Below are 13,185 nucleotides of genomic sequence, written 5' to 3'. Positions count from 1 at the left end.
ACACCTGCGACATGTCTCAACGGCGCCACGGGGTGCGGCCGTTGCCCCCGTAAGGTGTCAGTGCGCCCTTCTGCCGGGGGAGCGCGCGCTCAGGCCGCCGAGCCGCCGATGCCGAGGCGCGCCGACCCTGCCAGCAGTGCACGGCCGCCGCGATGGATACGGGACTCGACCGTCCCGCGCGGAACACCCAGCTGTGCGGCGACGTCGTCGCCCGCCTGGCCCCCGACGTGGACGCGGACCACCGCTTCGCGGTGCGCGGGGGTGAGCGCGCGCAGGGCGCCGACCAGGACGGAGCGGACGGGCGGTGGCCGAGGTCCGGACCCGCCGGCAGGCCGGAGACCGGCGCGGCAGGCCTGGTCACCGACGAGGTGGTGCTGGCGACCACGCTGGTCGGCACCGAGGAGATGGTGCGTGAGCGGCTGTGCGTGTGGCGCGACGTCGGGGTCGGCCCCGTACGTTTCTATTCCGCTGGCGTGATCCTCGACGCCCGATTCGCGACCCTGGGCCGGGCCATCGAGCTGGTCCGCGACCTCGTGGGCGAGGCGGTCTGGTAGCGACACGGTTGTCCACGGCGAGGAGAGTCGTGCCCGGCGGCGTCACTGACGAGGCCCCGGTTCTGGTCATCCGCCGACGCCGATGCCGTCAGCCACCAGGCCCGACATCGGCAGCCCATGTGATCGCACCATCGCTGGGTACTGCTCCACTCGGCTCCTAGATGTCCTGCTCAGGCCGACTGGGCGGCCGTATGGCGTCGGCCTGCGTCGGAGAGGCGACCGACAGCGCGACGAACGGTCCCGCGCCGCATCCGACAGCAGTGGGCGATGATGACAGCGACGGTCCGGACCGGACCTGGAGAGCTCCGTGCAGGACACCGCTTGGGCTGCCTGCGCCGACTTGGCGACCATGGCCGTGGGTTCTTCCGTGAAGTCCTGGCGACTGCCGGGATCCGCCGGGCGCTCGTGCCCGGGGCGGGCTCAGTTGAGTTCGATCAGGCCGAGTCGGACGGCTTCTGTGACGGTGCCGGCGCGGTTCTCGGTACCGAGCTTGCGGTAGATGCGGACGAGGTGGGTCTTGATCGTTGCCTCCGCCAGGTGGAGCGTGCCGGCGATCGTCCGGTTGGTGTGGCCGAGAGCCAGGAGCCGGACGACCTCGATCTCGCGCTCGCTCAGTACCGGACCCGGCTCGGAGGCAGACCCGGCGAACTGTGCTGCGGCTTCCGGTGCCAGCGTCATGCCGCCGGCCGCCGCGGCGCGTACGGCGCGGAACAGTTCCTCGGGAGGGCCTGCCTTGAGTACGTAGCCACGCGCGCCGGCCTCCACGGCTCGTAGGACATCGATCTGGTGGCCGTGGCTGGTGAGTACGACGACCCGGGCAGCGGTGGAGGTGGCCAGGATCCGGCGGGTCGCCTCGATGCCGTCGATGACGCTTCCCGTCGCGCCGGTGTCCGACAGCCGGAGGTCCATCAGCACCACATCGGGACTCAGATCAACCACCTGATTCACCGCGTCGATGCCGTCGCCGGTCTCGCCGACGACGGCAAAGCCGGGTTCGCTCTCAAGCAGGGCACGCAGACCGGCCCGTACGACCGTGTGGTCGTCCACGATCAGAATCCGCAGCGCGGGACCGGGACTCTCGCTCATCGGGTGCCCACGGGAACGCGGTCCTCGGCCCGAAGAGCCGCGTGCACGCGGGTACCGTGTCCGGGCTCGCTGTCGATGCTGAGGGTGCCTCCGAGCACGGCCAGCCGGTCACGCGCTGCGGCCAGTCCGAAGCCGCGACCGCTGACGGTCAGTAGTGGGGCCGTCGTGTCGAATCCCACTCCGTCGTCCAGGACCTCGACGGCGGCCGTCGCCCTGCCGCCGTAGGCCAGGGTGACGTGTACGTGCCGGGCTCGCGCGTGTTCGCAGGCGTTGGCCAGGGCTCCCTGGGTGACCCGCAGCAGGGCCACGGCCTGGTCCGTGCGCAGCGAGCAGGGCTCGTGCTCGGTATGGAAGGTGATCCTGGGCGCCCCGGCGGCAGAGCCGGTTCGGGCGCACAGGTCGCGCAGTGCCGCCTCGAGGCCGTCCCGCGCGAGCAGGGGTGGGGTGAGGTCGTCGATGATGCCGCGGGTCTGCGCGAGATGCTCGCCGAGAGCTCCGGTCACCGCCCGCACCTGCCGTCGGGCGACGTCCGGTCGGCGGTCCCAGGCCCGTTCGGCGGCCTGGAGCAGCATGCGGCTGCCCGAGAGTTCCTGGGCGAGGGTGTCATGCAGGTCCCGTGCGATGCGGGCTCGCTCGGCGAGTCGCCCGGCTTCTTGCTGTTGCCGGGCCAACTCGCCCCTTGTGGCGGCGAGTTCGCGGGTAAGTCGCTGCTGGGCGCGGTAGAGGAACACGGTCGCCCACAGAGCGGCGACCGGTGGTGCCAGCACATCGGGATCGAATCCGCCGGCGGCCCGCAGCAGAGCCGCTACAAGCAGCGCGGTGAGGATGCCGAGCGCCGTGGTCCGTGCCGCGCGCGTGGGCATGCGCAGTGCCAGTACGGCGAGTGGCACGGCCAGCCACGTGTACCCGAAGGTGAGTCGGGCCGGGAGGTTCCAGGCCACCCAGGACCACAGCAGCAGGAGAAGGCCGAGCCAGGCGGGCCGGGCCCAGGAGCCCAGGTTGTCCCACCGGGCCAGTCCGGCCGCGTACAGCAGGGCCAGCGCGGCCATGGGCGGCGCGATGCGCCAGCACAGCTCGTGGTTCAGCTCGAAGAGCCGCACCAGGGTGCCGACGACGGCGACCAGGAACACCAGGTGCGGGAGATACCGTGCGGAGGCGGAGGGTCGGCGTACGGCGAGAGTGGCGACGGGCACGGCTGCGGCTCCCTGGGGCGGGCCGGGCGGAGGCGACAACAGGGCCAGAAGTGTAAGCCGTGACCTGTTCGAACGCTGTAAACGCCCAGATGGGGCCGTGCCCGCGCTGATGTCAGCTCCCCGGGTGCAGACCGAGCCAGCCCGGCGACGGATCGCCCTTGACCTCGCCGAAGTAGAGGGAGAACGTCTGCCGCAGCCGCTCGGCCGCGGCGCGGTCCTCCATGAACCGGGGGAAGCCGTCGACATGGGCGTTCGGGAACTCCCACACCGGCTTCAGGCCGGCGTTCGGCGTGATGTCCGTACGCACCGACCAGCCGTTGAAGCTGGCCGCCTGGCGCTCCTCGGAGAGCTGCCAGTTCACGTACAGTTTGGCGGCGGCCGGGTGCGCCGCCTTCTTCAGGATCGCGGCCCGCTGTCCCCAGGCCATGAAGGGGTGGTCGCCGGCCGGTAGGACCCACTTCACCGTGGTCGACGTGGAGACCGCGCTGCCCCCTGCGCCCACTCCGATGGTCTTCGTCTTGCTGTTGACCGCGGCGCCCGGGGTGTTCGTGCCGCGGGCGAACTGGGGCTGCTGCGCGGCGAACCTCGCCATCCAGTCCCAGCCGTACTTCTGCTGGTAGAGGGAGTAGAGGTACAGCACCGCGTCGTCGTCGTTCGGGTACGAGGACGCGATGGCGCCCTTCCACCGTTCGTCGAGCAGGTCCAGCGGTGTCCTGGGAGCGTTCGCCCCGGCGGCCTGGATGTCGTACATGAAGCTGAACGCGATGACGAACAGCGCCGTCCAGGCGCCGTCCGGGTCCTTGAAGCCCTTGTGGACCTTGGAGAAGCCGGCGGGCTTGTAGCGCAGCAGCTTGCCCTCCTGCTTCCAGCGGGTGAAGTCCTGCAGCGTCTGCAACTGGACGACGTCGGGAACCAGGGTGTCGGTCGCCAGCTGGTTGTCCACACGGACGTCGTGGTACTTGCTGTAGTCCACGGACACCGTCAGCGGGACCTTCGGGAACCGGGCGGCCCAGGCGGCCCGTACACCCGCTGCCTGGGCGTCGACGTCCCCGCCCTGGTAGAGGACGAGCTTGCCGCCTTCGGCGATGGCCGCCTCGTAGAGCTCGTCGAGGGAGCGGGTCTCCTCGCGAACACCGGTGAGCGAGGCACTGACGGGCGCAGCCGCCTGCGCATTGGTCGAGACGGCAGCGGCGGCGCCGCCGAGGGCGACACCGGCTCCGGTGGTGAGCAGCCGGCGCCTGCTGAAGTTCCTGGGCATCGTGGGGGTCCTCCTGCTGGATCCACCGCCACATTCTGTAGGCGGCGGCGCGCCCATCCTGCCGATGAACTGCGTTGTTCCGCGTCGGCCAAAGGCTGCTACCGGATTCAACCGTTCGGTTGAACGGTCGTCATCGGCGCCGAGGGTGGAGATACCTCGGAGGCAACCAGATCCACGATGTGGTGGGCGCCCCGGCCGAGGAGTTGATCCGCATGCTCGTGTCGGGAGTGCATCGCGTTGCCGGTGACCACGACACCTGCCAGGGGCCACGGCGTCCGGCGGCGGCTGGAAGCAGGCGATCTCCTTCGTCGTCTCGCCGGCGCCCAGCCAGGGCAGGCGTCGGCCGGCTGCTCCCAGGGCCTGGAACTCCGGTTGGTGGATCTGTACGACATGGTGGAGCGGGGGCGGGTCCGCGGTGCTGGGCACCCCCCAGTTCCTCGTGGGAGCCCTTCCCCCGGCCCTCGCCGGTCTCGGCGGCCAGACCATCGCCCTCCCCATGGCCATGGCGGTACTCAGCCTCGCCGTGGCCGCGAGTCGGTGCTTCCTGGCGCTGTGCCGTCCGTGGCAGGCGGGCCCCGATCCCCTGGCCGGGTGAATCCGATCCGACTCCGATCCGGCTCCGCTCCCGCTTCCCCGGGACACGGCGACGGCGACGGCACCCAGCACTGGCGGAACTGGCAGTCGCGGAGGAGAACCAGGGCAAGCTGTCCACGGCCACAGACGCCGCCCGCGCCGCTGTCCGACGCCCGGGCTTCGCTGAGACCTTCGACCGTGACTTCGGCGGGCTTGCCGCCCCGGCTGCCCGCCGGGCGGCCTGACCTTGGAACTACACGTCGACACCCACCGGCTCCTCGACCGACAGGAAGAACTCCTCGGGGAGGACCTCGCGGTACAGGACTACTCCGCCCCGGTCGCCGCCGTCGCCCGTCACCGGGTGAATACCCCGGCCTTGGACGAGGGCCCACCCCAAGGTAACGGGTGCGGACCTCGGTATCCGTCTCGCAGTACATCTCCAGCCAGGCCAGGCAGCCGCATCTCCGCCCGCAGCCGTAGGAGCCGTCCGCGCTCGATCTCCTCGACCCGCCAGAAGTCCAGCGAGTCGCCGACCCGAAGGCGCTCGGCATCACGCCGGCCGCGATGCAGGCCGACCCCGCCGACGAACCGATCCATCCAGCCCCTGACCGCCCACGCCGGCGGGAAGCCGCGGCAGGCAGCCGCTTCAGTGCTCGTGTTCACCACTTGCCTGTACGGCTTCTTGCACCACTGGCACAAGGGCGACCCGCAGCTGCCCCTCTTCGTGACCAGACGCCTGAGCCACCTCCTTCGCCGCGAGGAGGGGCGACGTGTCCGCGCAGTCACAGGAGGCCTTCCGTCGGGGGCCGGGACGCTGATGACCTTTTCGGCGACCAGGAGTCCGCCCCTCGCCGCGCTCGCCCTGACGCCGCTGCCCGTCACAGGGATCTCCAGCCCGGCAGTGCCGACGCAACGAGGACGTTCACGTCGGCAGCGGCAGCTCCGCCCAGATGGTCTTTCCGGCGGGCGTCTGCCGGCTGCCCCAGCGGTCCGCGAGCTGGGCGACGAGCAGGAGCCCGCGTCCGCCCTCGTCGAAGGAGCGGGCCCGCCGCAGGTGCGGGGCGGTGCTGCTGCCGTCGGAGACCTCGCAGACGAGTGTGTCACCGCGCAGTAGGCGCAGTTCGATGGGCGACCTGCCGTAGCGGATGGCGTTGGTGACCAGTTCGCTGACGATGAGCTCGGTGGCGAAGGCCAGCTCGCCCAGTCCCCAGACGTTCAGCTGGTTGCTCGCCATCCGGCGGGCCCCGGCGACGAGGGCGGGATCCGTGGACAGCGGCCAGGTGCGCACCCGGTCGGGCTCCATCGCGTACGTCCGGGCCAGGAGCAGCACGATGTCGTCGGCGGGAGCGGCGGGTATCACCTTGCGTACCACTTGGTCGCAGGTGTCCTCCAGGCCGGACGGTGGATGGCTGAGCGCGTCCCGCAGCAGGTCGAGCCCCCTGTCGATGTCCCGGTCGGCGGCCTCGATCAGTCCGTCCGTGTACAGGGCGAGCACGCTGCCCTCCGCCAGGTCGACCTCGACGGCTTCGAACGGCAGCCCGCCGACGCCGAGCGGCGGGCCAGTGGGCAGGTCGAGGAACCGCACGGTCCCGTCGGGGGACACCAGAGCGGGCGGCGGATGACCGGCGCGGGCCAGACGGCAGGTACGGGAGACCGGGTCGTAGACGGCGTACAGGCACGTGGCGCCCACCTCGCCCGATGCACCGCTCGTCGATCCCCGGGCGTCGGGTCCCTCCTCCCGGTCGAGCCGGACGACCAGGTCGTCGAGCTGGGTGAGCAGTTCGTCGGGGGCAAGGTCGACGTCGGCGAGCGTACGGACCGCGGTGCGCAGGCGACCCATCGTCGCGGAGGCGTGGATGCCGTGGCCGACCACATCACCCACCACGAGGGCGACTCTTCCTCCGGACAGGGGGATGACGTCGAACCAGTCGCCGCCCACTCCGCTCGCGGAACCCGCCGGCAGATACCGGTAGGCCAGCTCCACGGCCGTCGGGGAGGGCAGCCGCTCGGGCAGCAGGCTGCGCTGAAGGGCGAGCGCGGTGCGGCGTTCCTGGGTGTAGCGCCGGGCGTTGTCGATGCTCACGGCCGCCCTGGCGGCGATCTCCTCGGCCAGCAGCAGGTCGTCGTCACCGAAGGGTTCCGGCGTGCGGTGCCGCACCAGGTACACCAGGCCCAGGGTGACGCCACGGGCGCGCAGCGGCACCAGGAGTACCGAGTGCATCCCGTACCGGCGGACCGACACCCCGCGAGCCGGGGACTCCGCCAGCCACTCGCGGAGCACCGGGTCCCTCATGCGGTGCCGGGTGCCGCGGCCGGTGCGCAGCGCCCGGGCCGTCGGGGAGTGCGAGGGGCGGGTGGCCGTCTCGCCCACCTGTACCGCGGCCTCGGGGCACCCGGGGAGCACCGAGGCGTGGGCGCAGCGGGACAGGACGACCGGTCCGGTGGGCGGGACCGGCTCCGGCTCGTCTCCGCGGACGACCGACTCCAGAAGGTCGACGACGACGAAGTCGGCGAATCCCGAGACGGCAACCTCGGCGAGCTCCTCCGCGGTCCGCTTCACGTCGAGGGTGCTGCCGATGCGCGCACTTGCTTCGTTGAGCACCTCCAGGCGGCGTCTGGCCCAGTACTGCTCGGTGGTGTCGATCACGAGCGCCGACAGACCCCGCACCGAGCCGCCCGGGTCCTTGAGCGGGGTGAGATAGACGGACCAGGCGTGGTCCTGGACCTCGCCGGGGGCCCGGCTGGGCTCCTGCTCGCTGTGGATCGCGTCCCCGGTGCGCATGACCTGCCGCTGGAGAAGGTCCATCGGCTCGTGGCTCGCCTGGATCTCGGTGAGGGTCAGGCCTTTCATCTCGTCGCTGGTCAGGCCCATGGCCTGGCTCATCACCTGGTTGCATGCCACGAACCGGGCCTCACGGTCGTAGACGGCGACGGACAGCGGGAGCTGCGCGAGCGTCAGGTCCCACAGTTCGGCGGCGTCGGCCGTGCTCGGGCCGGAGGCGTACGTCACCGCGGCGCCTGTGACAAGCCAGAGCGGGCGGTTCGCACCGGTCGGCAGCGGGGTGCCGCGCAGCCGTGCGACGACCCGGTCGCCGTCGCGGTGGCGCAGTGCCACGTCGCTCGTCCAGGGCTCTCCTGCGGACAGGTGCCGGCCGGCGGAGTGGGGCAGGTCCGTGGCGAGCAGGTCGGCGGCCGGACGGCCCACGACGTCGTCCGGCGTGTGCCCCAGCAGTGCCCGGGCGCCGGCGCTCCACGCCATGACGTTCAGTTCGGCATCGATGACCACCGCGAAGTCCTCGGGTACTCCGGTGCCCTGTACCGCACCGGAGACGGCGGACTGGTTGTCCATGGGACGACCCACTCTCGTTTCCTGCCATGACGCCGGACCCGCCGTTACCACACGTCACGAGCGGTGCGTCCAGCATCTCGCCCTGGCGCGTCCGGCTCAACCGATGCCCACGCCAGACAAAATGAGTACTACTTATAGATGCCCTATACGTGCTGACAAATGCTAGCGGTCTCGTCGGGTTGATCGGGATGTCAATCGCGTCTGCCTGGTGTGTTGCAGGGACTGGTGCCATGTCAGCGGAAAATGTGCCTGCCTATCGTCTTGACGCGAGCTATGAGCCGCCCCGATAAATGCAACTTATGAGCAGCGTTGCTCGGAGAGGACACCCGCATGAGACCCCTACGCATAGGCTCCGGACTGGCCAAGGCACTCGCGGCCGGAGTCGTAGTCTTCGCAACCCTGGTGCCGGTCCAGTCGGCGCAAGCGGCCACGACGAACTTCTACGTCGACCCCACCGGCGGTAACGACAGCAACTCCGGAACCAGCACCACCGCTGCCTTCAAGACCATCCAGGCGGCCCAGGCCGCCGTCCGCGCCGTGAACACCAACATGTCGGACGACATCGTCGTGAACCTGCGCGGCGGCACCTACAACCTCACCAGCCCGATCACCCTGGGTACGAGCGACTCCGGCACGAACGGCCACACGGTCGTCTACCAGGCCTACAACGGCGAGACCCCCGTGATCAGCAGCGGCCGGTCGATCACCGGATGGACCACCGCCTCGAACGGCGAGTACAAGGCGTCGGTGGGCAGCCTCAACTTCCGTCAGCTGTACGTCAACGGAGTGCGCGCCACCCGCTCCCGGTACCCCGACCTGGGCTCGGACTTCCAGCTCCAGGGCAGCGACAAGACCAACAAGCTGCTGCAGGTGCTCAGTTCGCAGATCTCCAACTGGAGCAACCTCAGCCAGACCGAGATGGTCCTGGAGTTGCAGTGGGCGGAGAACTACCTACGGCTGAAGTCGTTCACCACCGCGGGCGGCACCGCCAACGTCTCCATCCAGGACCACGAGGCCGGCATCCTCTTCCAGCGGCCCTTCCCGGTCCTGTCCAACGGCTCCCCGCTGCACTTCGAGAACGCCCACGAGTTCCTCAACGAGCCGGGTGAGTTCTACGTCGACACGGCCGCGCAGACGGTCTACTACAAGCCGCGCTCCGGCGAGGACATGTCCACCGCCACTGTGCAGGCACCCACCCTGCCCACGCTCGTGGAGGTCAAGGGCACCAGCCTCGACGCCCCTGTCCACGACCTGCGCTTCTCCGGCATCACCTTCGCCCAGACCACCTGGATGGAAGCGACCAACAACGGTCTGCTCAACGGCCAGGGCGGCCTCTTCAACGTGTCGGCCGACTCCTCGAACCACCAGTACGCCGACCGTCCGCCGGCCGGGGTGCACGTCGCGGACGCCGACCGCGTCTCCTTCACCGGGAACACCTTCACGCAGATGGGGGCCACCGCCCTCGATCTGCACCACGGCGTCCACGACAGCAGCGTGACCGGCAACGTCGTCTACGACATCGCGGGCAACGGCATCATGGTGGGCAAGTTCTCCGACCCCACGGTCGAGTACCACACCATCTACAACCCACCTACGTCCCCGGCGGGTGAGGACGCCCGCGAAGTCGTCAAGAACGTCACCGTCAACGACAACCTGATCACACGGATCGGCGAGGACTACCTGGGCACCGCCGGCATCAACGCGGGCTTCGTCAACAGCACCACCATCAACCACAACGACATCAGCGACGCCCCGTGGGCCGGCATCTCGCTGGGCTGGGGCTGGCAGTCCGCGGCCAACGCGGAGGGCAACAACAGCATCAGCTACAACCGGATCGGCAATGTGCTGAACCGGCTGTGCGACACCGCCGGCATCTACCACCTCTCCAACGACCCGGGCACCGTCATCAACGGTAACTACGTGCACGACGTGGTCCGGAGTCCGGCCGCCTGCGGTTCCGCGGTGGCGGGCGTCTACCTGGACGAGGGCTCCAACAACATGACCGTCTCCAACAACGTGCTGTCGCACACGGACGGTTTCATCAACCAGAACGTCAACGGCAGCAACGTGACGCTGTCCGGCAACGCGACCTCAGGCACCTCCGTGATCCAGGCCTCTGGGCTGGAGCCCGCATACCAGTCCCTGGCGGCGAGGATCAACCTCGCCTACAACAAGCCGACCTCTGCCTCCTCGGTGTACGGCGCCGGCAACGTGGCGTCCAAGGGCAACGACAACGACAGCTCCACCGGGTGGTCGCCGACCGGGACCGACACCTCGGCCTGGTGGCAGGTCGACCTCGGCCAGGCCCACCAGCTCGGCCAGTACTCCCTGACGATGCGCCAGGACATCGACCAGCCCGAGACGCGCGGCAACTTCGAGATCCGTGCCTCGAACGACCCGTCGTTCGCCACCTACACCGTGCTGGGACGCCAGGGCGCCACGACGCTGCCGATGGCATCCACGCTGACGGGGAACATCGACGTCCGCCAGAAGTTCCGCTACGTGCGGGTCGCCAAGACCGACGGCGCCTACTTCTTCTTCTCCGACTTCAGCGTGCAGCAGGCCGGCGGCGCGCTGGAGGACGCGACCGGCACACCGAACGTCAACCCGTCGACGTACTACACCATCAAGAACGTCAACAGCGGCCAGCTGGCGGACGTCTACCAGGCCTCCACCGCCGACGGCGGGAGCGTCGTCCAGTGGCCGGCCAACAGCGGCACCAACCAGCAGTGGAACATCGTGCAGGTCAGCGGCCAGCTCTACAAGATCGTCAACAGGAACAGCGGCAAGGCCCTCGACATCAGCGGCTCAACTCACTACAGAGGGACCAATCTGGAGCAGTACACCTACAACGGCGGCAACAACCAGCTCTGGTACTTCGAGCCGACCAGCGGCGGATACCTCATCCGCAACTTCGAGACCAAACAGGTCCTGGAGGTCAGCGCCGCCTCGACGGCCAACGGTGCCGCCATCGACCAGTGGATGGCACTGAACCAGTCGAACCAGGCCTGGACGATCCAGTGACGGCATGACGCGTTAAGGGTCAGAAGACGGCGGGGGCGGAAAGCCATGGCTTTCCGGCCCCGCCGCCACGAGCCGGCTGGTGACGCGGGAGAACGTCCACTGCTGGTTGGTGCTGCCCCGGTCGGTGTACTGGATCAGCGCGGCACCGTCAGCAGCGGAGGCTCCGGAGACGCCCGGCGACCTTGCCGCTGCGCACGCTGACGCCCCGGTAGGCACGAGTGGGTGGGCGCGATCGTGTAAGGCACGGAGCCCACATCGACGTAGCCGGTGTTGTTCGGGTTGTGGGTCTACATGCCGATCCGGTCGCCGCGGCAGCCGCCCCAGGTGAGCTGGTACGTCCTGCCAAACACATGGCGCTCTTGGCCACCGGGCTGGCCTCCATCACCACATCGACACCCGCCTCGCGTCCGAGTTGTCACCGCTGGGGGAGACGTAGTAGGTGGCCTGGGTCGCGGCCGAGCGGGCACGATCACAGCGCCGTTCAAGACCCTGCAACACGCGCGGGACGTCGTGCGCACGGTCGACAGCGACATGACCGGGGACATCAACGTCTTTCTCCGGGGCGATACATACCCGGTGGGCAGCACCATCGACTTCACGTCGGCCGATTCCGGAACGAACGGCCACCATGTCGTGTACGCCGCCTACCAGAACGAGAAGCCGGTGCTGGACGGCGGCGTGCCGGTGACCGGCTGGACACAGCACAGCGGGAACATCTGGAAGGCCACCCTCAACCGGGACGACAAGCTCCGCGCGCTCTGCGTCAACGGCAAGCGTGCCCAGATGGCGTCGAAGACGATCAACTCGGCCGGATGCTACGGGACCTACAGCGTTACGGCAGGCCTGGGCGTGCGGCGCACCAGGACCACCACGACGATCGCGCACAACGTCGGCGGCACCCTCACCGACAGCCGGCCGTCACACAGCACGCCGTGTGGTTGCTTACCACGTGGGACGTCAACGGCGTCAGCAGGTTCTCCTACAGCTTCGACGGCAGCGCGTTCCGCTGCCGGGATGAGGCGCAGGCCGCGTGCGGCTGGGTGTCTGCCCCTCTTCGGGGTGCGGGCATTCGGGAACGTGAACATGGGCGGTTCCAGAAGGTGTGTCCGGACGACGGCTGCGGTGCCGCCGTGCCGGTCAGGAACGGCGGGGGCGCCGCTCCTCGTCTGCGATGGGCACGTCGGCCCTGATGAGGTCCTGCGCGCGTAGTTCGTCCCAGAGCCCGTTGGGGACGTGCCGGGCGTGCAGTTCGACGTTGCGCCTGACTTGTTCTGCGGTGCGCATGCCGAGGGTGACGTTGATGACGGCGGGGTGTGTGCGGGGGAAGGCGATGGCGGCGGCGGGCAGGGTGGTGCCGTACCGCTCGCAGACATCGGCGATGGCGCGGGCGCGGTCGACGAGTTCGGGTGGGGCGGATTGGTAGTCGTATTTCATGCCTTCGGTGGGCCGGTTCTGGGAGAGGAGGCCGGAGTTGAAGACGCCGGCGGCGACGACGGTTTTGCCGTGTTCTTGTGCGGTGGGCAGGACGTCGTCGAGGGCGGACTGGTCGAGGAGGGTGTAGCGGCCGGCGAGCATGACCAGGTCGGCGGCGGTTTCGCGCAGGAAGCGGGTGAGCAGGGCGGACTGGTTCATGCCCGCGCCGATCGCCCCGATCACGCCCTGCGCGCGCAGTTCGGCGAGGGCGGGCATGGCGTGGTCGGCGGCTTGTTGCCAGTGGTCGTCGGGGTCGTGGAGGTAGACGATGTCGAGGCGGTCCAGGCCGGTGCGCTCCAGCGTGTCCTCGAGGGAGCGCAGCACGCCGTCGCGGCTGAAGTCCCACTGCCGGCGCAGATCGTCGCGGACGACGAACCCTTCGGTGTCGACGCCTGTCGGGTGGTTGTTGGGGACGAGGAGGCGGCCTGCCTTGGAGGAGATGACGTACTGGTCGCGGGGCCGGTCGTGCAGGGCGGCGCCGAGGCGGTGTTCGGAGAGGCCGAGGCCGTAGTGCGGGGCGGTGTCGTAGTAGCGGATGCCCGCGTCCCAGGCGGCGTCGACGGCGGCCGCCGCGTCCTCGGCGCTGGTGGTGCGGTAGAGGTTGCCGATGCCGGAGGCCCCGAAGCCGAGCTCGGTGACCTGGACGGGGGTGTGAGGGATCTTCCGGCGGTGCAA

9 protein-coding genes and 2 pseudogenes are annotated in these 13,185 nt (G+C 69.6%); 4 read left to right on the top strand and 7 right to left on the bottom strand.

What is annotated here, in order from left to right; all coding sequences use genetic code 11:
- Positions 1 to 89: 89 nt before the first annotated feature.
- The gene (locus tag ACFXC1_RS45975; RefSeq protein ID WP_381254992.1) at positions 90 to 242 is read right to left on the bottom strand and encodes a hypothetical protein; all 153 of its coding nucleotides are present in this window, start codon (positions 240 to 242) and stop codon (positions 90 to 92) included.
- On the opposite strand from ACFXC1_RS45975, the gene ACFXC1_RS45970 reads away from it, so the two are divergent.
- The gene (locus ACFXC1_RS45970; protein WP_381254990.1) at positions 228 to 554 is read left to right on the top strand and encodes a hypothetical protein; all 327 of its coding nucleotides are present in this window, start codon (positions 228 to 230) and stop codon (positions 552 to 554) included. The two genes, ACFXC1_RS45975 and ACFXC1_RS45970, sit on opposite strands and share 15 nt — an antisense overlap.
- A 420-nt stretch (positions 555 to 974) precedes the next feature.
- On the opposite strand, the gene ACFXC1_RS45965 is transcribed toward ACFXC1_RS45970, so the two are convergent.
- The 3 genes from ACFXC1_RS45965 to ACFXC1_RS45955 form a co-directional block, all read right to left on the bottom strand.
- Positions 975 to 1,640 carry a response regulator transcription factor gene (locus ACFXC1_RS45965; protein ID WP_381254988.1) on the bottom strand — a complete coding sequence of 222 codons (666 nt, stop codon included), beginning with the start codon at positions 1,638 to 1,640 and terminating at the stop codon, positions 975 to 977.
- Entirely contained in the window at positions 1,637 to 2,833 is a 1,197-nt protein-coding gene (locus ACFXC1_RS45960) for a sensor histidine kinase (protein WP_381254987.1), read from the bottom strand. Before ACFXC1_RS45960 ends, ACFXC1_RS45965 begins: the two co-directional genes overlap by 4 nt.
- Before the next feature lie 112 nt (positions 2,834 to 2,945).
- Positions 2,946 to 4,091 carry an ABC transporter substrate-binding protein gene (locus tag ACFXC1_RS45955; protein ID WP_381254985.1) on the bottom strand — a complete coding sequence of 382 codons (1,146 nt, stop codon included), beginning with the start codon at positions 4,089 to 4,091 and terminating at the stop codon, positions 2,946 to 2,948.
- Positions 4,092 to 4,506: 415 nt separating this feature from the next.
- Here ACFXC1_RS45955 and ACFXC1_RS45950 point away from each other — a divergent pair, with 415 nt between their 5' ends.
- A complete protein-coding gene (locus tag ACFXC1_RS45950) occupies positions 4,507 to 4,686 on the top strand; it encodes a hypothetical protein (protein WP_381255054.1) in 180 nt (59 codons plus the stop codon).
- A gap of 376 nt (positions 4,687 to 5,062) precedes the next feature.
- On the opposite strand, the pseudogene ACFXC1_RS45945 reads toward ACFXC1_RS45950, so the two are convergent.
- Together ACFXC1_RS45945 and ACFXC1_RS45940 are read right to left on the bottom strand one after the other, a co-directional pair.
- Positions 5,063 to 5,291 (bottom strand): annotated as a pseudogene (locus ACFXC1_RS45945) (DUF2867 domain-containing protein); the annotation flags it as partial.
- A gap of 295 nt (positions 5,292 to 5,586) precedes the next feature.
- Positions 5,587 to 8,013 (bottom strand): SpoIIE family protein phosphatase, encoded by a 2,427-nt coding sequence (locus tag ACFXC1_RS45940; protein WP_381254982.1) that lies wholly within the window; start codon positions 8,011 to 8,013, stop codon positions 5,587 to 5,589.
- Between the two features lie 330 nt (positions 8,014 to 8,343).
- On the opposite strand from ACFXC1_RS45940, the gene ACFXC1_RS45935 reads away from it, so the two are divergent.
- Positions 8,344 to 11,037, top strand: coding sequence for an RICIN domain-containing protein (locus ACFXC1_RS45935; protein ID WP_381254981.1), 2,694 nt, complete (start codon positions 8,344 to 8,346; stop codon positions 11,035 to 11,037).
- Between the two features lie 350 nt (positions 11,038 to 11,387).
- Positions 11,388 to 11,880: pseudogene (locus ACFXC1_RS45930) on the top strand (right-handed parallel beta-helix repeat-containing protein); the annotation flags it as partial.
- A gap of 294 nt (positions 11,881 to 12,174) precedes the next feature.
- Here the strand turns inward: ACFXC1_RS45930 and ACFXC1_RS45925 are convergent.
- Positions 12,175 to 13,185, bottom strand: coding sequence for an aldo/keto reductase (locus ACFXC1_RS45925; RefSeq protein WP_381254978.1), 1,011 nt, complete (start codon positions 13,183 to 13,185; stop codon positions 12,175 to 12,177).

Origin of the sequence: Streptomyces hokutonensis, from assembly GCF_042751305.1 — a bacterium.
Taxonomy (GTDB): Bacteria; Actinomycetota; Actinomycetes; order Streptomycetales; family Streptomycetaceae; genus Streptomyces; species Streptomyces hokutonensis_A.
Note: the sequence above shows the minus strand (reverse complement) of the source record. Positions and strands in the feature narration are given on the sequence as shown.